The organism is Breoghania corrubedonensis, assembly GCF_003053845.1.
Lineage (GTDB): Bacteria > Pseudomonadota > Alphaproteobacteria > Rhizobiales > Stappiaceae > Breoghania > Breoghania corrubedonensis.
The window spans coordinates 25,394-47,809 of the sequence record NZ_QAYG01000001.1 but is presented as its reverse complement, the minus strand read 5'-3'; the positions used below and the strand labels follow the sequence as shown (position 1 = coordinate 47,809).

The following is a 22,416-nucleotide window of genomic DNA, read 5'->3' as shown; positions in this document are numbered from 1 at the left end:
ATCTGCCGGGCTCCGAAGGGGGACACTGCGACCACAGTGACCGATCCTGCGGTTGTTGCCCAGCCGCCACCGACGGATGCTAAGAAATGACGCGGCCCCGGCCCTTGCGCAGACCGGTGAAAGTTATCGGGAAGTCCCTCGAAGATCTGGTTTCACTGGCGGAGGCAGCGCCCGACGAACTTCGCATGCGGTCGTCCGGCGCGCAGATCTCGGATATGCGGTTCGGTGATGGTGTAGCCGGCGGTTTTTTCGAAAACGGCACGATCGAGCTCCATGATGCGGCCGCTCGGTTGGATAAATCCCAGGGTTTGTCCGTTCAAGACGACGTATCGGGCTGTCAGCGGGCAGAAGAAACGGTTGTTCTCGCCTGTCAGATACCACCCGGTACGGCCGGCCTTGTTCTGAGTCATCTTGCTCGTCTTGTAACCGGAGGTCTTGAGCGAGTTGAACGATTCCGCTGCGGCCGGACCTGAGACGAAAAGCACGCCGGCAAGAATGCTCAGCGCTATTGTTCGTGATCGGAAACGAGAAAGCATGAGAGTCTCTTGCGAAGGAATATTATAAATTCTGAAAATGGCAGATATGGTCGGCAGATGAACCAAAGTCGCGTTGCCCTGCATTTGCGCGAACCGCCAAACCCGCAGGAAATTCTGTATCTGTACCCGCGGGAAATTCTGTAAAGGTGATCGCCGCTCCGTCTCGCGCGGCGGCGATCACGCCAATGGTTCGGTTCGTACGAACGTTCGTCAGGCGGCCTTGGAAATGGACACCAGCGCGATGTCGAAGGTCAGGTCCTGACCGGCCAGCGGATGGTTGGCGTCGAGCACCACCTTTTCCTCGGTGACCTCTTCCACCTTGACCGGCATGACCTGCCCGGTGGAGGTCTGAACCTGAAGCTGGGTGCCGATTTCGAGCGGAATATCGGCCGGGATCTTGTCGCGCGGCACTTCGTGCCTGGCTGCCGGATCAACCGGACCATAGGCTTCCGCAGCCGGCACGGTGACCGACTTTTCGTCGCCTTCGGTCATGCCGGGCAGGGCCTTGTCGAGGCCCGGAATGATCTGCCCGGCGCCCACGGTGAATTCCAGCGGGTCCCGTCCCTCCGAGGAATCGAAAACGGCACCGTCACTCAAGGTTCCCTTGTAGTGAATCCGCACGGTGTCGCCAGTCTTCACTTCGCTCATGAGAGTCTCTTTCGTCTTGGAAGGTTGTTCTCCGGAGCGCGAATTTCGCACAATCCAATGAAACTGCCCTCTACCCTAGGGGCTAATAGGGCGATGTAAAGGCCGGTGCGCGGAAAAACCGCGCCCGAAACGGTCGGGACGGGCTCGAACGGATCGGAATTTCACGGAAATTTGGCTCCCGGCGGTTAACATGCTAGCATAATTACATACGAACTTCTGCCAGTGCCCTGCTGGGTGATTGACCTTGGCGTCGGTGCGTCCGGCAAGGGTGTGGGCGGATCGGGGTATCGGGCACGCGCCTGATGGGCTGATCTCCCGTTTTGGCCCAATTTGCCCTCCAGAACCCGGCCCGTTCATTGCGAAGTTCACCCGCTGCGATCCCGGCCCGGGGCAGCCCTTGCCCCGCCTGAGGCTTCATCGTTCGACCCGAGCGTCGCGCGGCGACATGTGGGCTTCCTCCCGCCCGCTGCCCGCGCTGCCTTTTCCCCGAGATCGTCTGGCCGGCCCGGCCGCCACGGTGCTGTTCGCTTCCCGCATGCATCGTCCCCGCAAGTTCGCGACCACGAGGACCTGATGAAACAGAACGCAGACCATCGCCCCTATTGGGATCCGGAGCTCGAAACCCAGAGCCGGGCCGAATGGGAGACGATGAAGCTTGAGCTCCTGAAAAAGCATCTGGCCCACGCCTACGCCAACTCTCCCTGGTACAGGCAGAGTTTCGCCGCCGCCGGCGTCCATCCCGACGACGTGAAGACGCTGGACGATCTCAGGCGCTTTCCGACCATCGACAAGGCCACCTTGCGCGAGCGCCAGCAGGCCTTGCCCCTGCTTGGTGATGTCGCAGCCGTTCCCGAGGAGGAGGTCGTCTACGTCTCCTCCTCCTCCGGCTCCACCGGCGTTCCCACCGTCTCGCCGTTCACGCAAGGCGATTTCGACGACTGGATGGACTACGAGGCGCGACAGTTCTGGTCGTCGGGGTTGAGGCCGGAAGACCGCTACTGCCACTCGCTCAATTTCTCGCTGTTCATCGGCGGGCCGTGTGTTCTGGGCGCGCAGAAGATCGGCGCGCTCTCCATCCACGCCGGCACCGTGCCGTCGGAACGTTTGCTGACCATGCTGCAGAATTTCCAGGCGACCGCCATGTGGACCACGCCGTCCTACGCCTGGTATCTGGGCGAGACCGCGATCAGGGAGGGCATCGACCCGAAGACGGATCTGGCGGTCAAGCGCATCTTCGTGGCCGGCGAGCCGGGCGGCTCGATCCCCGAGACGCGGGCCCGCATCGAGGAACTGTGGGGCGCCGATGTCTACGACTATTACGGCCTGTCCGACATTTTCGGCTCCTGCGCCGGGATGTGCGAGGAAAAGAATGGCCTGCACTGGGCGGAGGATCACATCCATGTGGAGGTGGTAGACCCGGAGACCGGCGAGCACGTCAAGCCCGGCGAGCGCGGCGAGATGGTGCTCACCACCTTGAAGAAGCGAGCCCGCCCGCTCATTCGCTTCCGCACCGGCGACATCGTCTCCTTTACCGAGGAGCCGTGCGCCTGCGGGCGCACCAGCCAGCGCCTGATGGGCGTTCACGGTCGGCTCGACGACATGCTGCTCATTCGCGGCGTCAACATCTTCCCCTCCGACGTGGAAGCGATCATCCGCAAGGATCGCGACTTCACCGGCGAATACCGGCTGATCGTCGACCGGCCCGATCACCTCGACCGGCTGACGGTGGAGGCCGAACGCGTCCACGGCTTCAACGGCACCGACGAGGAGCTGAAGAAGCGGCTGAAGGATCACATCAAGGCGGTGACGGGTGTGGGCGCGCAAATCTCGATCCTCGACGCCGATACCCTGCCGCGCGCCACCCACAAGGCCAAGCGCGTGGAGGACAAACGCGGGGAGGTCTGGACGGCGTAGGCGAGAAGAGGCACGAGCCGCGACGCCCGGGAGGCGGGCGTCGCGGGGCAGTAGATACGCGCGGCTGCTTCGCGCCTTCGTTTCGGGCGTTGGACAAGCCCATCGAGAAGCCTGAAACCTGCCGTTCGATGAGGTTTGGTCTGATAGCAGCTATCCGCCCAACTGCGGCTCCAGAGCTTCTCTGAAGTGCGTTGGGATGGGCGCTTCCTGGCGGCATTGCCGTGCCAGAGTGGAAGTGTTGATCCGCTGAGCTGGCGCTGAACCGGCATAAGCATCCTGACGCGTCAGCCATCGTCCGAAAGTTCGTGGGGGACCATATTTCCTGTGCTCACCTTAAGCCGCATTCCGACTTTTTTCCGTGCCAACGCCACTGAGAGGAACTAAGTATAGATGTTACACCAGCATGCCCGAAACACTAATTTTGGATGAATATAAGATGCGCGATGTCACGGAATTGGATCCGATTTGCTTCTCATCGGACTGCCCGAGCCGGGGCCTCTTCGATCAGATCGCCGACAAATGGTCCACGATGGTACTGACGGTCCTGTCCGACAAGCCTCATCGGTTTAACCTTATTCGGAGGCGACTGGAGGGCGTTAGTCAGAAAGCGCTTACACAATGCCTGCGCAAACTCGAGCGCAATGGGCTAATCACCCGCCGCGTCATTTCCCTCTCACCGGTAGCCGTAGAGTATGAGATCACCGCGCTGGGCCGCACCTTGCAAAAGCCATTGCGCCAACTTCACCAGTGGACGCTAGACAAGCTCTCGGATGTCAATGCGGCACGCGAAGCCTTCGATGCGCGACAATCGGATGACGGCTTCAGCGGTGTTCAGTTGGGAAAACGCTCGGGTTAAGTCTCGTCAAGCCGGATAGCAGGTTTCCTCAGCCCTACTAAGGCGATCTGAGGTGCCTAATTGACGCCAGGTCTAAAAAATATATCTAGGCATCTAGATTTATTGGAGCGTCAAATGACAGACCGAAAACTACTGACACCGCTGAAAACCGGCACGTTCGAATTCAAGAACCGTGTCTTCATGGCTCCCATGACAAGGGCCAGATCGCCCGACCACGTAGCAAACGATCTGACCGCACTCTACTACTCCCAACGTGCTTCGGCAGGCCTGATCATTTCGGAAGGCACGCAGATCAGCGAGCAAGCGATCGGCTGGACGAATACACCCGGAATCCATACCACCGAACAGATAGAAGGATGGCGGAAGGTCACCCAGGCCGTGCATGCCGCCGGCGGCCTTATCTTTGCGCAACTCTGGCATACGGGCCGCGCGTCTCATCCGGACTTTCATGACGGAGCCTTACCGGTCGCACCTTCGGCGGTGCCCTTCAAGAGCCAAGTCTTTACACCCGAAGGGCCGAAGCCGACCGTCATCCCCCGGGCCATGACCTTAGAGGAGATCCACAGTACGATTTTAGACTACGAAGCCGCCGCGCGCGCAGCCCAGGCCGCAGGTTTCGACGGCGTTGAAGTGCATGGTGCCAATGGCTATCTCCCGGCCCAGTTCCTCGAAGACGGTCCTAACAAGAGAACTGACGCTTATGGTGGGTCTATCGAGAACCGCGCCCGCTTCCTGCTCGAAGCGACCGACGCTGCCATCCGGGTGTTTGGGCCCTCCCGCGTATCGGTGAGGCTTTCGCCTCGGATTCCTTATAACGACATGGGCGATAGTGATTTGGAAGGCACGTACATGTTTGCCGTCGAGGCTCTCGAGGCCAGGAAGGTGGGCATGCTTCACTTCATGGAACCGGCCCAGCTTCCAGATGGTCTTAAGCCGCTGGCGCCCGAAGCGAGAAAGCGATTCTCCGGCTTGTTCGTCGTAAACATCGGCTATGACCGAGAAACCGGCGAACAGGCGATCGCGACGGGCTTGGCCGACGCGGTGACTTTCGGAACGCTCTTCATCAGCAACCCGGATCTGCCCGAACGCTTCCGTCAAAACGTCGCCTTGGCGCCGTCTGATCCATCCAGCTACTATGTGGGCGACGAGCAGGGCTACACGGACTACCCGCCCCTCACCTGAGGCTTTCCGCTTAGGCTTCATTCGCCATCCCGTCGCCCCTCTTCAAAGACTAGAGAGCGACGGGGTGGTGATTTTCACTTCTACGCACCCTAATGCGATCCGCTAGAGCAGATCCGTTCCTAACGGAATCGGATCTTGGCTCTAAGTCTTTGTTTTTACGCAAATCCGGACGGATAACCGGTTTCCACTTATCCTGGATTTGCTCTAGTCAGCAACCAATAGCCGCTTAAGCCTGTACGCCGAACAGTCGCTTCGCGGGGCACGACCCGGTTCAAACCGATAGCGGCCCGCAGATTCATGTCCGCTTTTGGGCAGCGCGGTTATGTGCTGGAACGGCCCAACGGGATGAATTGACGAGTATGGCTTCCAATCGGCAGTCATCGCGAATTCCAAGCCGAAATTAGCCAGTCTGCTTCCGGCCCCATTTCTGCCCTCCCCACAAAAAAACGGCCCCCACCTCCCGGCAGGGGTCGCTCACATCTTCTCAGCCAAATCCAACCAGCGGCTTACTTGTCCACGCCGCCCCAGATCGCCTCGGCCGTCTTGACCACCAGCTCCAGCTTCTTCTTCTGGTCGTCCATGGTGATCTTGTTGCCTTCCTCCGTCGAGGAAAAGCCGCATTGCGGGGCGATGCCGAGCTGGTTGATGTCGCAGTACTTGCCGGCCTCGTCGAACTTGCGTTTCAGGTCGTCGAGGCTTTCCAGCTCCGGCGTCTTCGTCGTGATGAAGCCCGGCAGCACGCGCTTGTTGCCCTTGGGCAGCAGCTTCAGCGGCTCCAGCGAGCCCGCGCGCTCGGAATCGTATTCCATGAAATAGATGTCGATGCCGGTCTTGTTGAAGATCGCGTCGGCGGCCAGATCGTAGGCGCCTTCGGCCGCGTAGGTGGACACGAAATTGCCCCGGCACAGGTGCATGCCGATCTTCATGTCGGCCGGGCGGTCCTTGATCGCCTCGTTCATCATCCAGGCATAGCGCTCGATCAGCCAGTCGGGATCCTGGCCGAGCTTCCTCTTGTCCTCGCGGTGCTTGGGATCGCACAGATAGGCGAAGAAGATGTCGTCCATCTGCAGATAGCGGCAGCCGGCCGCGTAGAACGCCTTCACAGCCTTGGCATAGGTCTTCGCCAGATCGGCGAAGAGGACATCAAGGTCCTTGTATTCGGCCGGCGCGATGTCCTCCGGCGCGGTGCGGAAGTGGCAGCAGGACGGACCGGGGATCGAGATCTTCGGCTGCACCTTGGTGTTGGCAGCGACGAACTTGTAGTGCTCGATCATCGGATGATCGTCGGGAAAGTCGAGCTTGCCGGTGATCGTCGGGAAAATCGGGCGCAGCTTCACGCCGTGGAACTGCACGCCCTCGGCGCGCTCGTCGAGGTCGAAGCCCGACAGACCGCCCATGAAATCGTAATGCCAGAAGGAGCGGCGGAATTCGCCGTCGGTAACCGCCTTCAGCCCGATCTCTTCCTGCATCTTGATGACGTCGATGATCGCCGCGTCCTCTGCCTTTTTCAGGTCGGCGGCGGTAATCGACTTGTCTTCGTAGAAGGCTTTGCGCGCGGCCTTGACGCTGTCGGGGCGCAGAAGACTTCCGACGTGGTCAGCGCGATACGGCGCGCCGGTGACGGGTTCGGTCATCAGTTTCCTCCAGTTCGCAGTATTCGAGGCTTGTTGAAATTGCCACGATGTAAGGGTGCGGCGACCATAGGCCAGCGCGAGGAGGACTGACAAGGCGCACCACGCCGACTCTTGTCCACGCGGGCTGCGGGGAACCCTGTTTTGAAGGCGCAAGCTCGCGCGCCGCGCGGGCCGGCGGGTTCAGGATGGCCGATTTGGGAAAAGAGCGATGGAGGATATGGCCGCGCCGGTGTCAGAGAAGCGCCTGAAGATCCTTCAGACGGTCGTTGACCAGCCAGCCGTAATAGTTCTCCTCCGGCCAGCGAACCTTGCCCTGTTGGCGGGCGCGATTGTAGCGCATCGCGCGTTCCCACGGCGCTCCCACATTGTAGAGCGTCGCCGTGATGCCGGGATTGGTGGAGATATCGACCTTCGCCACGTCCTTGTAGGCCTCGATGGCATCCTGGATGACCGCCGCCATGTAGTGGAGCGATTTGTCCGGGTCCATCGCCGCCTGGTAGATCTCCAGCGCGTCGGAGGGCTCCAGCTTCTCAAAGCCGCTGACCTTGTGCACCCGGTCGGACATCTTGAGGATGGTCAGGGGCGTCAACTGGCCGAGACCGAAACTCTGGCCGGCAAAAAGCGGCTGGAAGAAGGTCTGGTTGAAGGTCTGGTTGGGGTAGCTGACGGTGTCGACCGTCCGGCCTCGGAAGCTGTTGTTCCAGACGCGCTCGTAGCACGACCATTTCACGTTGCTGTTGCGCTGCATCTTGTCGGAATGGCAGCGGGCAAACTGCTTGCGCTTGACGAATGCCTCCACCGGCTCCTTGCCGTACTGGAAGCTGATATCGAGGCCCGCATACGCGGCCGCCTTGATGTAGTAGCCCTGGGCGCTGTCGAGCGTGTCGTAATTGTAGGTATGCTCGCCGACGATCGCCCCGATCATGTGGACGGGATCGATCTTGTAGCGCGCCGCCACCTGCTTGATCGACGAAAGCAGTCTCCTGTCACGCCTGAGGACGCCGAGCACCTTCTCGAATTTCCGATCGTAGCTGGATTTGAGCGCGGCCGTGCGCCGGGCGGAGGCGAAGGGAATGTTGGGCTGCGTGGCGTTTCGGTTGCCTGTCGGCACATCGGTCAGGCCGCCGGCCTGCGAAGCCGATGGCGCGAACATGGAAGCGGCGACGAGCGCAAGGAGGAGGCTGCCCGCAACGGCTGACCGCAAGAAGCATACGCGCGCCGTTTGCAAGGCCTGACAAAGTCTCGAAAGCCGCATCTGAAAATCCCGACCTCTGCCGAAAGAAACCTGAACGCCAGTGGGAACTTGAACGCCAGTGAAAACGGATCCGGAATACCGCACCGGCGGGCCGGTCGCACCGCTTCAAACATACGCACGGGCAAGGACCCGTCGAACGGCGTCATCCGAATCGAAGAGAACTAATAGCCTAAAACGCGTCGATGTCGCAGGGGGGCGCCTGAATTTCCGGCATTTTCGCGCCGAACTGCGTCCTCGAAGGCACAGTGTGGTATCCGGCGCCTGACATTTGTCTCTATGGTTCGTCACGGGTGCGCGCGCCGCCCCTCATCCTTATCGTCGGCACCCGTACCGAGTGTGTCAGCGCTTGCGTCGCAAGGCGGCGAAGCCCTATCCTGTCGCCAATGATAATGCAGTTCCGCGTGTGATTTGAGCGGACGCCTTGGGAGGGGCGATTTCATGATTATTCTTATCGTGGATGATCATCCACTTGTCTGTTCGGCGCTTGAAGCCACGTTGACGGGCGAGATCACCGATTGCCGTGTGATCCAGGCTCATTCCGGTGCCGAAGCCATGGCCATCGTCAAGGAACGCGACGATATCGATCTCGTCCTGCTTGACCTGAAACTGCCCGATGTCGACGGGTTCCAGGGGCTGAGCCAGCTTCGCGGCGCGGCACCGCGCGTGCCGGTGCTGGTTCTGTCCGGCCTTGAGGACGCGCGACTTGCGCAACTCGTGTCCAGCCACGGTGCGCTGGGTTTCCTCAACAAGAAGGCGAGTGCGGCGGAAATTGTCGATGCGGTCAGCTCCGTTCTGGCCGGCGAAACGGTCTTCTCGTCGCCGCTCGGGGTGCGCACGCTTCGCGGTCGTGAGCGCGACGACGCCGTCGGGGCAATCCGCACCCTGACCCCGCAGCAATCGGTCGTCTTGCGGATGCTCGGCGAGGGGCTCCTGAACAAGCAGATCGCCTATGAGCTCTCGATCAGCGAGAGCACGGTGAAGGCACACGTCTCGGCTATCTTGAAGAAGCTCGACGTCTCCTCGCGCATGCAGGCCGTGCTGATGGCGCAAGGTGGCGTGTTCGATCAGGCGATCGGGCCGGTTTCCAACTCGATTTCCGGGTCGGCTTCCAGGCCGGTCGCGGAGCTCGCCGCCGACAGGTGAGCGAGATAGGCGCGCAACTGGCCGGGCTTCACGGGCTTTGAGAAATACTCGATGGACTTGTCCGCCGCGCGCCGGCGGATCTCCTGCGAGCGGTCGGCGGTGATCAGAATGCCGGGCACCTGCCGGCCGAGATGCGCTTGCAGAAGGATGATCGCGTCGATCCCGTCGACATCCCCGTCCAGATGCAGGTCGGCGATGATCGCGCGCGGCACCAGCCCTTCCTGCCGGGCCCGTCTCAGCAATGCCGGATAGCTTGGTGCCGTAACGCAGTCCATCTGCCAGGCATTCAGCAGGCGAACCATCGCATTGGCGACGTCACTGTCGTTTTCCAAAACGAAGAGGGGGCCCTGTTCCCGGTCGTTGTCGGCGGCGTCTTCCGGGCCGGCGTTACGATCCGTGACGGCTTTTGGCTCCGCTGCCGGCCGTTCGGGTGCCAGCGGCACGATCACGGCGAAGCGCGATCCGCGGCCGGGCTCTGAATCCAGTTCGATCTCGTGCGACAAGAGCCCCGCCGCCCGCTTGACGATGGCAAGTCCCAGCCCGAGCCCGCCCGGCCGCGTCTCTCCGCCAATCGAGGCGCGGCGGAATTCCTCGAAGATCATCTGGTGATGCTCTCGGGCGATACCGGGCCCGGTGTCGTGGATTTCCAGCGCCACCGTATCGCCGCGCTTGCGCACCCCCAGCACGATGGCGCCGGAAGAGGTGTATTTCAGCGCGTTCGACAGGAAATTCTGCACGATCCGGCGCAGCAGATGCGGGTCGGAGCGCACGATGGCGGAAGAGGGAACCACGGTGAGCTTCAGCTTGCCCTGCCGCGCCAGCGCGCCGAACTCGGTCTCCAGCGTGCGGAACAGGTCGCCCACGGCGATATCGGCAAGCTGCGGCTCGTAGCCACCGGCATCCATCTTCGAAATATCCAGCAGCGCGCTCAGCAGGTCCTCGGTCGAATGAAAGGCCTGCGTGACGTTGCTGAGCAGTTCGCGCGCCTCGGCGGAAACGAAGCTGGCGCTGTCGAGCGCGGAAAGATAGAGCCGCGCCGCGTTGAGCGGCTGCAACAGATCGTGGCTGGCGGCCGCCAGGAAGCGGGTCTTCGACAGGTTCGCCATTTCGGCTGCCCGCCGCGCACGCTCCAGATCCTTCGCGGTCGCCTCGTGCCGGCGTACCTCGTCGTGAAGCGCGGTGTTGAGCTGGGTGAGCGCGCTGGTGCGCTCTTCCACGCGCCGTTCCAGCTCCTCCTTGGAACGCTCCAGCAGTCGGGCAGCCTCGTTCTGGGCGGTGACGTCGGTGAGCGTGATGACGAAACCGTCATCCGGCATGGAGCGGAAATTGGCGGCCACAACCCGTCCGCCGCGATAGGAAATCTCGAGCCGGAGCGGATAGCGCTGGTCGACGCTGGTCACCCAGGTCCGCGCCTCGTCCTTGCGGGCCCGGGGAATACGAGCTCCGTGGCTCCATACGAGGCGCAGAAGCTCGCGCACCCCCAGGCCGGGGTGCATGTCGACATAAGGAAGGTTCAAGAGCATCGCCGCCTGCGAATTCCAGGTGACGAGCCTGAGTTCCGCATCGAAGACCACGACTCCTTGCGCGATCGAGGCGACAGTGGCGACCAGCAGGTCCGACTGCTTGGCCATGTCGTTGAGCCGCCGCGCCTCCTGCAGGCGCTTGAAGTGTGTGATCTCGGAGACGATGACGACGCGTCCGCCTTCCTCCGTATCGCGCTCGCTGATCTGGATCCAGCGGCCGTCGGACAGCAGTTGCTGGAACTGGCAGTGCTTGCGCCGGTGCCGCTCGACGCGCGCCGCCAGCCAGGCCTGGGGGTCGGTAACAGCCTCCACGATCGCGCCCGTCTCCGCCGCCCGGCCCACGATCTCGTTGAAATGGGTGCCCGGTACGAGGATATCGGCAAGGGCCGGGAAGAAATCACGGTAGCGGCGGTTGCACAGCACGATCCGGTCGTCGGTGTCGTAGAGAATGAAGCCCTCGCCGATGGAGTCGATTGCCTGCTGCAATTGCCGGCGTGCGACCTTTGCCTCGTTCATTGCGCGCGCCACGCGCTGGATGCGCTTTTCCACGTTGGTCTCGAGTTCCGCTACCGACTGGAAAAGCTTGAAGGCGTTGCCGGTGAAATCGTGGCTGCGGTCGACCTGCCGGATCAGCGCATCGCGGATGGTCCGGAGCTTGACGTTCTCCACCTCCAGCACGCGCATGCGCTCCTGAAGCTGGCGGCGGGAGAGGGGTGGGGGCTCGCGGGAACTCATGTTCGCGCCCCGCCGATGGCGAGCCCTGTCAGCGTCTGGCTCAGATGCAGGAAACGGTACTGCTCGCCATAGGTGTTGAAGCCGATCATGCGAAACTTGTCGAAAATGTCGATGAGGTCGCCGGTAATGCCGAGACGCTCCGCCTCGAGCCGCCGCAGGATGCAGTCGAAGCACAGCGCCGCTTCCACGCCGCCGATTCGCTGCGAAAGCCGCGCCATGTGCTCGGAGAGATTGTCGCGCATGTCCTCCGGATGGGCGAGGGTGAGCACGATGCCCTCGTCTATCGCACAGAAAAAATGCAGCGCGCCGTCTGAGGTGACCTTCTGGATCGCGCGCACGTGATATTCGCCGCCGACGCGCACGAGCAGCGGATTGGCGGCGAATATCTCCGGCGTGAGAGCGGCCACATCTGCGCCGATGAGGCGGGCGTATTCGTCGGCTGCCGGCTCCGCGTTGATCGACCAGACGATCCGGCGTTCGGGATCGGCACTGGTGACCACGACGCGGTCCTCGGTCGGGCGGAAGTGCTCCAGCTTGAACACCTCCACGGGCCGCGACGAGGCGCCCAGCACCACCAGTGCGGAATCCTCCAGCACCCGTCCGTTCAGGAAGATCTGGGTGGTGTCGAAATTGAGATTGTCGCCGGCCGATGCGCCGAAGATCGGAACTTCGTCGAGGGCGGCATAGGTGGAGGCGGCGATCTCTTCCTCGCGCCGCGACAGCCCGTCGACGAGCAGCATGGCGAAGAAGTTCTGCTGGTCCGGATCGAGCTTGCGCAGCAACTGGAAATAGGCCGCCTCGATCGCCTCGCCGGCAGCGGCCATGGAAAAGGCGCCGAGCTTCTGCAACAGGCAGATCTCGAAGGAGAATGCCGATCGGTCAAAGGCAACGGCGACCGCGCCGTCGCCTTCGTAATAGGACGAGGTGAGGCTGCCGGCTGTGGTGCAGCCTACGAGCTCGGCTTGAGGGTAGGCGGCGGCAAGCGGGGCGACAACGTCCTCGTAAGGCAGGTTGGAGGAGACGAAGAGCGCGATCAGTGCGGGATTGCACGCGCCCAGCCCCTGCTTCAGTTCCTCCAGCATGCGGGCCGGGTTGCGCGATTTCGACCAGGCCCGGCAGACGACGGGCGCTCGTGTCTCGCGCGTGATGTCGGCCTCGGCAATGGACATGGCCACGTTCGCTCCCCGGGGCGCCGCTCAAGGCTCACGCCTTTTCCGGCTCGTTGTCGGCATCGATCGACGATCGCGATCGTGACGCAAAGTCTAGCGCGCGAAAAAGGACTTGGCTGCAATACTGTAGTGCTACGGGGAGGCTGAGACGGCGCCCGCACCGCCGGACGTGTCCGGTCCCCCCGGCGCGCCCTACTCCTGCGCGCGCTCCGTGCCTTCGCGGTCGCGCTCGTAGCGCATTGCGAGGGGAAAGGGCGGCAACCAGCTCTCGCGCCGGATGGTCCACAGTTCATAGGTCGGCTGGAACAGGTCCGGGCTGTCGAGTGCGCCCAGATGGACCTCGATCTCGTCGCCCGATCGCGAGAAGACGGACGAGCCGCAACGCGGGCAGAAGAACCTGCCGGCAAAGTCGCGGGTCTCGCCCTCGACCGTGACCGCGGCCTTAGGGAACACGGCAGAGGCGTGAAAGAGGGCGCCGTGGTGCTTTCGGCAGTCGAGGCAATGGCACAGGCCGACCCTGAACGGGCGCCCCGTCGCCGTGATCCGGACATCCCCGCAAAAGCACCCGCCCGTGAGGCGGTCCATGGCTCGTCTCCTGTCTATCGATGGGCGATGTTCGCCGGCGACACGTTCGTGGCCAAATCGGACGTTTCCGCCATGCCGGGATAGGATGTCGCGAAAGGCGTCATGTCAAATCCATGCCGGTTTTTCGGAGGTCTGCCCGGATGTGGTATCGGGTTGGGGATTCCCTCCATCGCCGCTTGTCATCCTCGCGCAGGCGGGGATCCAGCATTTCAGGGGCGTCGGAGGCTCGTGCGCTGCGGCCGGATCCTGTGGTTACTGGATTCCCGCCTTCGCGGGAATGACAAGTGGAGGAAGGGGCGAACCGGGGAGCGGGCGGCGAAGCTCGGGATCACGGGAGAGATCAAAGCGCACAACCTGACGCCATTTCCGGCCAGACACGTCAGAAGAAACACCGCACCTCGGCCTCGACCTGCGCGCGGCGCAGGCGGTCGACCATCACCTTCGTTGCCGGCGTTTCGCGGAAGAGCGCCATCTTCTCGCCGCCGCCGCTCACCTGCCGCATGCGCAGCACCGTTTCGGCCTGCGTGTAGTCGTCATAGGAGAGAAGCGAGGCGACGACGTCGATGGAACAGGCGCACTGGCGCAGCGCGTTCGGCGTCTCGCCGTTGGCGGCCATGCAGCCCATCACGTAATCGGCGACGGCCACGGTCGGATAGTCGTTCGCCGCAGCCGGCCCCACCGCGCCCATGACAAGGATTGATGCCGCAAGGACCGATGCCGCAAGGGTGGTCGCCGCAAGGGCGCCGCGTCCGGATCCGTTCTCTCGCGCCTGCCTCATGGCCTGACCTCCCTGAAACGATAGCTTTCGTGCAGCATCGGGCCTTCGCCGGGGGCGCCGGGTGCTGCCGCCGTCTCGGTTTCCAGAGCCACCAGCCCGCCCGGCACGGCGTCGCTCACCGTGATCGTGTAGGTCTTGGCGGCAAACCCCTGCATCTGGTCCTTGTGGCTGTCGTCGGCAAACGGCGTGAAGCTGACCCGCCGCGCCGCCACCGGCTTTCCGCCGATCTCCAGCGACACCGCCTCCTCGGCGTAGTTGCCCGGTACGGACATGGCGTGGCGGATGACATTGCGGAAATAATGGCCCGATCCGCCGGTGCCCCGGCTCATCTGGTTGACGTCGCGCTGGAAAAAGACCAGCAGCAGCGGATTGAACGTGCTGGCGACGATCGGCCCGACCTGCTTGGCCGCACCCTTGGCAAAGAGCGTCGCCTCCACGTCGTAGGCGTGCTTGGCGTCGGCCTGCGCATGGGTGAAATCGAGCACGATCTCGTCGGTGAACGGTTCCTCCATCATGCGGCCTTCCAGGCGGTAGTCGTAGACGATCGTCGCGCGCGCGCCGAGCGAGGCCAGGTGGTTGAAGCCGTAGATTTCGGCCGAGGCCGTGCCCGGCGTCAGGCCGTCGAGCCCTGCCGCAATCGCCGCCGGCGGGGGGAGGGAGACCGCGGCAAGCGCGGCCAGGATGAGGGCCAGGAAATGAGGGCGCAGCCGCATGGTCAATCGTCCAGGTGCGCGCCGATGATCCGGCCGAGTGCGAAGGCGCGCTGCTCCAGTAACACCGGCTGCTCGCACAGGTATTTCTGCGATTTCTCGCGATCCTCGTAGATGCGCAGATCCCAGGCGAGCGTTTCGGCCAAGTCTGCGCGCTTTTCGCCCGAAAGCGTATCCGACTTGAGTGCCACGCGGGCCTCGCGTACGCGGGCGGCAAGGGCGGCCTGTTTGCGGGCGAAGCGCTTGATGCCGGCAATCAGCGAGGCGCGGTCGGAATTGATGACCTGCAATGCCCGGCCGAACAGCGCGGTCAGCCGCACCTTGTGCCCGGCATCGAGGCTGCGCGCGAAGGCATCCACGCGCTCCTCGGCCACCTCCATCGAGGTGCGCCGGGCCGCGATCTCGGCACCAAGCCGCGCGACTTCGCCGTCGTCCGCCCACATCGAACGCTCAGGAAGGGGCCCCGTCCACACCTGAGCGGGCGAGATCTGCGGCACGAGCCGCTGCACGCAGGGCCAGTCGGCATCGTCTCCGGCCAGCGCGGGGCCGGCCGGAGCGATACACGCGATCAACAGAAAACCTACCAGGGGATGGCGCATCGGTTCACTTGACGTTGATCGTGACCACGGTGCCCTTCTCCAGAAGGCCGCGGGCATACATCTGATAGGTGCCGGGGCGGATCGGCACGAAGAAGATCTCCGCCTCGCTCTCCTCCTCGAATTCCAGCTCGTAGATCGAGTTCGCCTTGATCTCCATGTCCCCGGCCTCGACCTTGCGAAGCCAGATGAAATCGAAGAATTCCGGCGCCACCAGCGCATATTCCTGATAGCCCGACGCCTTGATCTTCAGCGAATAGGACTGGCCGGTGCGCAGGTTGTATTCCTTCGGCGAGACGTTGAAGCCGATCATGTCGGTGCCGAGAATGAGGTCTTCCAGTTCTTCCGGCTGGGTGGCGAGATAGCCGTCAGCGGCGGCAGGCGAGATGCCGGCAAGTCCGGCGGCAGCCAGTCCGAAAAGTGCCGATCTCAGTCGGTTCGTCGCGGTTCGTGTCATCGTGTGTTCCCTCCCTCGAATTCAGTTCGATTTCTTGCTCAAGGCTTTCGTTGTCCGGCGCCTCTCTCCCGGTCTCTCCATCGTCATCCCCCGGCTTCGCCCGGGGGATCCACCCCTCTCCGCAGATGCTGCGGCCCGCTGGATCGCCCGGACTGCGCCGGACAATGACGAAGGAGGGGGGCGGCGTAAAACGGGATGCTCCCATCCCGTCCGGCACCGCGGTCGTTCTCACGGCTTGATCGCGACCCCCCACGGGAAGCTTCCCACCGGAATGGAGACGACCGTTTTCAGTTTCGCGACGTCGATGACGGAGACGTCGTTGGAAACGCCATTGGTGGCGTAGAGCTCGCTCTCGTCCGGGGTGAAGGCGAGCTGCCAGACGCGCTGGCCGACGAGCAGGTATTTCTCAACCTCGAACGTCTGCGCATTGACGACCGCGACCCGGTTGGCCGGGCCCAGCGCCACGAAGGCCTTCGAGCGGTCCTTCGTGATGCGGATGCCGACGGGCTGGATCGCTTCGGGCTGCAGACCCGGGACGGAAAACGAGATCTTCTTCTTGATCTCCTTCGTCGCCACATCGATGACCGAGACCGTGCCGCCGATTTCCGCGCTCACCCAGACTTCAGATCCGTCGTCGGTGAACTGGGCAAAGCGGGGGCGCTGGTCGACCAGCACGTTGGCGACGATCTCGAAGCTGTCGGCATCGATGAAATGCGCCATGTTGGTGGTCTCGGAGGTGTTGACGATGGTCTTGCCGTCCGGGCTCACCGCCATGCCTTCCGGCTCCACCCCCACCTGCACCTCCGCCACCGCATCGCCGGTGGCAAGATCGATGACGGTGACCAGGTTGTCGTCCTCGTTGGCCGCATAGAGCCGGCTGCCATCGGGCGCGATGGTCATGAGCTCCGGGTCCGGACCGGACGGCAGCGTGCCGGTCACCTCCAGGCTTTCGGTATCGAGCACCTCGATATGGTCCTCGTCGGAGGCGCAGATGTAGAGCGTCTTGCCGTCGGGCGAGAGTGCGATGCCGCGCGGCCGCTCGCCGACCGGAATGGTCGCCGTCACTTGCCGCGTCTTGGCGTCGATCACGGTGATCGAGTTGCCCTTCTCGTTGGACACGAACACCGTCTGCGCGCCGGCCGGCGAGGCGATGGCGAGCAGGGCGGCGATGGAGGCGGCGGCCGGAAGGGCGCGCTTGAACCGTGATGCGTGGGACATGGAAAGGTCGGGCATGCGTTCCCCCTCTATTGCAGGTCGCACGACGTCTCCGGCTTGTCGTAGCCGAGGCTGTCGAGCCTGTTTCTCTGGTGCAGGAAGCCCGGCTGCGGCGAAACGGAAACCAGGATCCGCTTGTTGGTGAGCAGCACCGGCTGGCGCATCTGCTGGTTCCAGGGGCGGAACGACAGCCCGACGCCCTTGAACCCGCCAAGCGCGAAATCATCGCTGCGCAGATAGGCCCGGATCTTCGCCGGATCGGCCGAATTCGTGCGCGTCACCGCCTCGCCGATGGCGCGCACGCCGAGCCAGGCGCCGTAGTCGCGCTCCTCCATCCAGCGGCCTGCCTGTTTCTCGAAGCGGTGCTGGATCTGGGTGGAGCCCCATTGCTCCTGCACCCGGTGCCACGCCATCGGCACCAGTCCCTGCGTGCCGGCCACCGGGCGCGGCGCATAGGTGTTGAAGGGCAGGTATTCGCCGAAGGTGTCGTTCTCGTCGGCCACCACCAGCACGTCGTAATCATCGCCGGCGCCCTGGGTGGCCACCGGCATCTGCGTCTGCACCTGGATGTGGCCGGAATCCGTGCGCCGCGCGATCGGGGAATAGGAATAGGTCTCGTCGGCGACGATCTCCGCCCCGAACTTGCGCGCCGCCTTGCGCATCGCCTCCGCATAGGCCGGATCGCCTGGCCCCGAGCCCGACAGCAGGAAGATGTCCGGCCAGCGTTTCCACACGAGAAACTGCATCAGCCCGTCCGCCCGCATGGCGAGCGAAAGTGCCGTGTGGAAGACCTGTGGAAAGCAGGTTTCGGTCCTCAGATCCGTCTCGCCGGCACGTCCGTTGAAGATGAGCGTGTCGGACGCACCATCTGCCTGCGCAATGGCGAGGAGGTCGTCATGCGCAAGATCGGCGATGAAGAAGCGGTGCCCGGCGGCGATTTCCTTCTCGAATGCGGCCGTCACGTCGCCGTCTTCCGGCACGACCACCTCGATCAGCGAATAGGAGTGGCCTAGAAATCGCCCCGTCGTCTGGTTGTCCTTCAGCGCCAGCCGCGCACCCCAGACGCCTGGCTCCTTCACGTCCGGATCGACAAAGGAAAGCGAAAGCCGCGCGTCCTCGGCCCGGGTAATGTAGACGATCGGTATGTCGAGTTTCGGGGCGGTCTGCGCCGACGCCGCGCCCGGCGAGAGGGCGGCAACGGCGACCGTCACAGCGGCGCACGCGGCCTTTGCCATGGCCCGGATGGTGAATGACACGCCAAGTCCTCCCGTGCCCGCCGCCGGTCTCGGTTGGCCCGTCGCTTCTCCTCGATCTTGCGCCCGTCTGGCGGGTTGATCCGAAGATGTGGCGAGGGTGCGGACCGGTCTTCCGCTGGGTCATTTAACGGTAATATTACAGATGCGATTTACCCCGGACATTGGCCTTAAGTGCCATGAACGCTGCCGCCCGGCCCGTCATGGCGATGCCTTGGCCTCATGCGCGGCGCGTGCGCAAAAAGGCGGGCAGCGAGTTGGGGATCGTTGTGAACGGAAGGCGACCCCGCCACCGAAAATGCGTACTTTCGGACCATAGAAGCGGACAGGCGCGATCCCTTACAAACGGGGGAACAGGCTGGCATCCGTGCCGGCGCGCCTTGACTTGAAAACGAGCAACTTGAAAACGAGTTCTTGGAAGGACGACTGCGATGGAAGTACGTGCAGCCGTGGCCGTGGCGGCCGGCAAGCCGCTGGAGGTGACGACGGTCAATCTCGAGGGGCCGAAAGTCGGCGAGGTGCTGGTCGAGATCAAGGCGACGGGCATCTGCCACACCGACGAGTTCACCCTGTCGGGCGCGGACCCGGAAGGCCTGTTCCCGGCCATTCTCGGCCACGAGGGCGCGGGCGTCGTCGTCGAGGTCGGCCCCGGCGTCACCTCGCTGAAGCCGGGCGATCACGTCATCCCGCTTTATACGCCGGAATGCCGCGAGTGCTATTCCTGCACCAGCCACAAGACCAACCTGTGCACCTCGATCCGCGCGACGCAGGGCCAGGGCCTGATGCCGGACGGCACCTCGCGTTTCTCCACGCTCGACGGTGATCCGATCCTGCACTACATGGGCACCTCGACGTTTGCCAACTACACGGTTCTGCCGGAGATCGCGCTCGCCAAGATCCGCGAAGACGCGCCCTTCGACAAGGTCTGCTACATCGGCTGCGGCGTCACCACCGGCATCGGCGCGGTGATCAACACGGCGAAGGTGGAAGTGGGCGCGACGGCCGTGGTGTTCGGCCTCGGCGGCATCGGCCTCAACGTGCTTCAGGGCCTCCGGATGGCCGGTGCCAGCATGATCGTCGGCGTCGATCTCAACCCGGCCAAGAAGGAAATGGCCGAGCGCTTCGGCATGACGCACTTCGTCAATCCGTCCGAGGTCGAGGGCGATCTGGTTCCCTATCTGGTCAACCTCACCAAGCGGCGCGGCGACACGATCGGCGGCGCGGACTACACCTTTGACTGCACGGGCAATGTCAACGTGATGCGCAACGCGCTGGAATGCGCGCACCGCGGCTGGGGCCAGTCCATCGTCATCGGCGTGGCGCCGGCGGGGGCGGAGATCTCCACCCGTCCGTTCCAGCTCGTCACCGGTCGCGTCTGGAAGGGCACGGCCTTCGGCGGCGCGCGCGGACGTACCGATGTTCCCAAGATCGTCGACTGGTACATGGACGGGCAGATCGAGATCGACCCGATGATCACCCATACCATGCCGCTGGAAGACATCAACAAGGGCTTCGACCTGATGCACGCCGGCGAGTCGATCCGTTCGGTTGTGCTCTACTAGGGCGCCCGGAAGGTCGCGGTGATTGCCGGGAGGCCCGACGGGCCTTCCGGCGCCACCGCTTGGCCGGGTGTCATCGTCGCCCGTGCTCTCTTTCCGAAATCGGGCGACCGTCGCCGGGCCCCCGGCACCGGGTCGCCAGTCAGAACGTCAATCCGGAGTACCTGAATGCCTGTCTTCGAAGAACTGTCGAAATCGACCTCTTTCGGCGGTCGCCAGCTGACGCTCTCCCACGACAGCACGTCCACCGGCACGCGGATGAAGCTCTCGGTCTACGTGCCGCCGGCCGCCGAGCGGGCGCCGGTTCCTTGCGTGTTCTGGCTGTCGGGCCTGACCTGCACGGAGGAGAACTTCACCGTGAAGGCGGGCGCCCAGCGCATGGCGTCGGAACTGGGGCTCATCGTCGTGGCCCCCGACACCAGCCCGCGCGGCGAGGGTGTCGCCAATGATGACGCCTACGACCTCGGACAGGGCGCCGGCTTCTACGTGGACGCCACCGCCGCGCCGTGGACGCCCCACTTCAAGATGTATTCCTACGTGACCGAGGAGTTGCCCGCCCTCATCCGCGAGGCCTTCCCGGTGCGCCCCGGCGCGCTCGGCGTCATGGGGCATTCCATGGGTGGGCACGGCGCGCTGACGGTCGCGATGCGCAATCCGGAGCTTTTCAAGTCCGTCTCCGCCTTCTCGCCCATCGTCGCGCCGTCGCAGGTGCCCTGGGGCCAGAAGGCGTTCACCGCCTATCTCGGTGAGGATCAGGCCGCGTGGAAGGCGCATGACGCCTGCGAGCTTGTGCGCGAACGGGGCTTTCCGACGCAGATCCTGGTCGATCAGGGCGATGCGGACGGCTTCCTGGAGGAACAGCTCCAGACCTGGCGTCTGGTCGATGCCTGCAAGGAAGCCGGCCAGTCCGCCAAGATCCGCATGCAGCCGGGCTACGATCACTCGTATTTCTTCATCGCGACCTTCATCGACGATCACCTGAGGCATCACGCAAGGATCCTCGGCTAGGCCAGGCCGCGTCCAGGCTCAGGCGGAACCGTTCGCGGCGGGCCATGACGGCGTCGCGAACGGCTTCGACGATCCCGGGCGGGAAGTCGTGGGGAAGTGCCTCGGAAGCCCGGCCGAGGGCGGCCGTCGCCTGGTCGGCCACGTCCTCGATCAGCGCCGCCGCGCGTCTTTCGGAAAGCCCTGCCTGTTTCGCACTTTGAACGAAATGCCGGCCGTGGATGCCGTCGAACCGGTAATGGTTGCTTTTGCCCACGGACATCGCCATGCGCATGTGTCTGCGGTCGATCTGACGGGCATTCAGCGCCGGTTGCGCGGTGAGAATGTCGTAGAGTGGCGTCATGCGAAAGCCGCCGCCCGGGTGCAGGAAGATGCTGAAGTTCTTCGCGTGCCCGTCGCTCGCCCCGATCAGCCAGAAGACCGCCTGCGCCTTCAGGAACCGCTCCTGATCCTCAAGGGGGGTATCGCTGCCCCCAAGCAGCCGTAACACCTCCTTCATGCCCGGGCCCCCGCGATCCTGATATTTGAGGGTCGGCGGCACCGAAAGGGCCTGACAGCAATCTTCCTGCGGCAGCCGCAAGAGACGTTTGTCCCGGGTCCAAAAGCGATCAAAACGCTCAATAACGAGAGCCTTGGTCGTCCCGAATGTCTCTATCTCGGCCGAGTTGACCGGCAGGCCGAACGCCTCCGCCAGCTTCAGGCAGTAGTATTCGTTCTCCACGCTGTCGGAGAGATCGATCCCACCGGGCAGGGCCCCGATCCCGGTCTTGAGGATATGGGTCGTCGGCGTGGTGCCGTGCGGCCTGATCCATTGTCCCTCGTGCTGGAGCAGGGCGGTTTTCTCCTGCGCACCCGCGACCGAAATCCGGAATGCGTCATCGCGGGCAATCCCCAGCGGCGCCTGGCCCAGGCCGTTCAGGATCCTTTCGATGGCAGCGGCATCGACGGGTTCCCCCTCAAGCTTGCCCGTGCTGGCCGGGGCCTCATCGTCGCCCGCGATGAACTGCAGGGCGCCGACGCAATCATGGCCGATCCTCGCCAGAAGGCTGTAGGCATCGGTGCCGGGCGCACCGACCTTCTCGGCAACGAGACGGCGCAGCCGGTCGGAATCCGGCAACAGGTTCTCAAAGACTGCGCTGACGGGCGCGCCCCGGTAGGGCGTCTCGCGAAGGGCCAGGGACAGCGAGACCGGCAGGGCGTTTTCCCAGCCGAGCCAGTCGTCATGATAGGAAAAGGCGACGGCGCCGCTTGCCTCCCGGCCGAACGTGCCGACGCGGCGGTTGTTCAGGTAGACGCGCAAGGGTGCATGGGCCGGACGGCGGCCCATCAGAACAGGGCCTCGATATCACGGTGTTCGCTTCTGGAGCGCGCGTCGATCTTGAACTCCAGATCCAGCGCGGCGAGGATCGAGAGGAGGGAAGTGAGCTTCGCATCCTTTCCACCGTTCTCGATGAGGGAAATCGTCTCCTGACGAAGCCCCGCGCGCTCGGCAAGCTGCGCCTGGGTCCAGCCGCGCTTCTTGCGGGCGCGTTGGATGATCGTGCCAATCTGGTTCGGTGTTCTGGCAAGTTCGCTCATGAACGGAATATGTTCTATACCGCATAAAACGTCAATATGTGATATAGAGCATAAAATCGATATATGTTCTTTAGCGAATAAAATT

The 22,416-nt window shown here is 63.6% G+C and carries 21 protein-coding genes; 6 read left to right on the top strand and 15 right to left on the bottom strand.

What is annotated here, in order from left to right:
- Positions 1 to 152 precede the first annotated feature (152 nt).
- Both C8N35_RS00240 and C8N35_RS00235 read right to left on the bottom strand, forming a co-directional pair.
- Entirely contained in the window at positions 153 to 620 is a 468-nt protein-coding gene (locus C8N35_RS00240; RefSeq protein ID WP_170121970.1) for a hypothetical protein, read from the bottom strand.
- 126 nt (positions 621 to 746) lie between these two features.
- Positions 747 to 1,184 carry an FKBP-type peptidyl-prolyl cis-trans isomerase gene (locus C8N35_RS00235; protein WP_107987640.1) on the bottom strand — a complete coding sequence of 146 codons (438 nt, stop codon included), beginning with the start codon at positions 1,182 to 1,184 and terminating at the stop codon, positions 747 to 749.
- A 573-nt stretch (positions 1,185 to 1,757) separates the two neighbouring features.
- Here C8N35_RS00235 and C8N35_RS00230 point away from each other — a divergent pair.
- From C8N35_RS00230 to C8N35_RS00220, 3 genes are all read left to right on the top strand, one after another.
- Entirely contained in the window at positions 1,758 to 3,098 is a 1,341-nt protein-coding gene (locus C8N35_RS00230; protein ID WP_107987639.1) for a phenylacetate--CoA ligase family protein, read from the top strand.
- A 436-nt stretch (positions 3,099 to 3,534) separates the two neighbouring features.
- Positions 3,535 to 3,954, top strand: a complete 420-nt coding sequence (locus tag C8N35_RS00225) for a winged helix-turn-helix transcriptional regulator (RefSeq protein ID WP_107988978.1) — start codon at positions 3,535 to 3,537, stop codon at positions 3,952 to 3,954.
- A 114-nt stretch (positions 3,955 to 4,068) separates the two neighbouring features.
- The gene (locus C8N35_RS00220; RefSeq protein WP_107987638.1) at positions 4,069 to 5,136 is read left to right on the top strand and encodes an alkene reductase; all 1,068 of its coding nucleotides are present in this window, start codon (positions 4,069 to 4,071) and stop codon (positions 5,134 to 5,136) included.
- Positions 5,137 to 5,642: 506 nt separating this feature from the next.
- Here the strand turns inward: C8N35_RS00220 and C8N35_RS00215 are convergent.
- On the bottom strand, positions 5,643 to 6,770 hold the full coding sequence (locus C8N35_RS00215) for a 5-methyltetrahydropteroyltriglutamate--homocysteine S-methyltransferase (protein WP_107987637.1): 1,128 nt from the start codon (positions 6,768 to 6,770) through the stop codon (positions 5,643 to 5,645).
- A gap of 232 nt (positions 6,771 to 7,002) precedes the next feature.
- Positions 7,003 to 7,923 (bottom strand): DUF1402 family protein, encoded by a 921-nt coding sequence (locus C8N35_RS00210; protein WP_245926696.1) that lies wholly within the window; start codon positions 7,921 to 7,923, stop codon positions 7,003 to 7,005.
- Between the two features lie 540 nt (positions 7,924 to 8,463).
- Between C8N35_RS00210 and C8N35_RS00205 the strand changes: the two genes are divergently transcribed.
- Positions 8,464 to 9,168, top strand: coding sequence for a response regulator (locus tag C8N35_RS00205; protein ID WP_107987635.1), 705 nt, complete (start codon positions 8,464 to 8,466; stop codon positions 9,166 to 9,168).
- Here C8N35_RS00205 and C8N35_RS00200 read toward each other — a convergent pair.
- The 9 genes from C8N35_RS00200 to C8N35_RS00160 form a co-directional block, all read right to left on the bottom strand.
- Complete coding sequence (locus C8N35_RS00200) at positions 9,090 to 11,426, bottom strand: hybrid sensor histidine kinase/response regulator (RefSeq protein WP_107987634.1); 2,337 nt, start codon at positions 11,424 to 11,426, stop codon at positions 9,090 to 9,092. The genes C8N35_RS00205 and C8N35_RS00200 overlap by 79 nt on opposite strands.
- Positions 11,423 to 12,595, bottom strand: coding sequence for an FIST N-terminal domain-containing protein (locus C8N35_RS00195; protein WP_107987633.1), 1,173 nt, complete (start codon positions 12,593 to 12,595; stop codon positions 11,423 to 11,425). Before C8N35_RS00195 ends, C8N35_RS00200 begins: the two co-directional genes overlap by 4 nt.
- A 192-nt stretch (positions 12,596 to 12,787) precedes the next feature.
- The gene (locus C8N35_RS00190) at positions 12,788 to 13,180 is read right to left on the bottom strand and encodes a GFA family protein (protein WP_107987632.1); all 393 of its coding nucleotides are present in this window, start codon (positions 13,178 to 13,180) and stop codon (positions 12,788 to 12,790) included.
- 379 nt (positions 13,181 to 13,559) lie between these two features.
- Complete coding sequence (locus C8N35_RS00185) at positions 13,560 to 13,958, bottom strand: hypothetical protein (protein ID WP_170121969.1); 399 nt, start codon at positions 13,956 to 13,958, stop codon at positions 13,560 to 13,562.
- Positions 13,955 to 14,671 (bottom strand): hypothetical protein, encoded by a 717-nt coding sequence (locus C8N35_RS00180; protein ID WP_107987631.1) that lies wholly within the window; start codon positions 14,669 to 14,671, stop codon positions 13,955 to 13,957. Before C8N35_RS00180 ends, C8N35_RS00185 begins: the two co-directional genes overlap by 4 nt.
- Before the next feature lie 2 nt (positions 14,672 to 14,673).
- Positions 14,674 to 15,267, bottom strand: a complete 594-nt coding sequence (locus C8N35_RS00175) for a hypothetical protein (RefSeq protein WP_107987630.1) — start codon at positions 15,265 to 15,267, stop codon at positions 14,674 to 14,676.
- Between the two features lie 4 nt (positions 15,268 to 15,271).
- On the bottom strand, positions 15,272 to 15,721 hold the full coding sequence (locus C8N35_RS00170; RefSeq protein WP_210203340.1) for a cupredoxin domain-containing protein: 450 nt from the start codon (positions 15,719 to 15,721) through the stop codon (positions 15,272 to 15,274).
- 228 nt (positions 15,722 to 15,949) lie between these two features.
- Positions 15,950 to 16,954, bottom strand: coding sequence for a YVTN family beta-propeller repeat protein (locus tag C8N35_RS00165; RefSeq protein WP_245926605.1), 1,005 nt, complete (start codon positions 16,952 to 16,954; stop codon positions 15,950 to 15,952).
- An 11-nt stretch (positions 16,955 to 16,965) separates the two neighbouring features.
- Positions 16,966 to 18,192 (bottom strand): ABC transporter substrate-binding protein, encoded by a 1,227-nt coding sequence (locus C8N35_RS00160; protein ID WP_210203339.1) that lies wholly within the window; start codon positions 18,190 to 18,192, stop codon positions 16,966 to 16,968.
- A 428-nt stretch (positions 18,193 to 18,620) separates the two neighbouring features.
- Here C8N35_RS00160 and C8N35_RS00155 point away from each other — a divergent pair, with 428 nt between their 5' ends.
- Together C8N35_RS00155 and fghA are read left to right on the top strand one after the other, a co-directional pair.
- Positions 18,621 to 19,751 (top strand): S-(hydroxymethyl)glutathione dehydrogenase/class III alcohol dehydrogenase, encoded by a 1,131-nt coding sequence (locus C8N35_RS00155; RefSeq protein WP_107987628.1) that lies wholly within the window; start codon positions 18,621 to 18,623, stop codon positions 19,749 to 19,751.
- 165 nt (positions 19,752 to 19,916) lie between these two features.
- Positions 19,917 to 20,756 carry an S-formylglutathione hydrolase gene (gene fghA, locus C8N35_RS00150; protein WP_107987627.1) on the top strand — a complete coding sequence of 280 codons (840 nt, stop codon included), beginning with the start codon at positions 19,917 to 19,919 and terminating at the stop codon, positions 20,754 to 20,756.
- Here the strand turns inward: fghA and C8N35_RS00145 are convergent.
- Both C8N35_RS00145 and C8N35_RS00140 read right to left on the bottom strand, forming a co-directional pair.
- Complete coding sequence (locus C8N35_RS00145) at positions 20,713 to 22,080, bottom strand: type II toxin-antitoxin system HipA family toxin (protein ID WP_107987626.1); 1,368 nt, start codon at positions 22,078 to 22,080, stop codon at positions 20,713 to 20,715. The genes fghA and C8N35_RS00145 overlap by 44 nt on opposite strands.
- The gene (locus C8N35_RS00140; protein ID WP_107987625.1) at positions 22,080 to 22,331 is read right to left on the bottom strand and encodes a helix-turn-helix domain-containing protein; all 252 of its coding nucleotides are present in this window, start codon (positions 22,329 to 22,331) and stop codon (positions 22,080 to 22,082) included. The genes C8N35_RS00145 and C8N35_RS00140 overlap by 1 nt, the downstream gene beginning before the upstream one ends.
- Between the last annotated feature and the right edge of the window lie 85 nt (positions 22,332 to 22,416).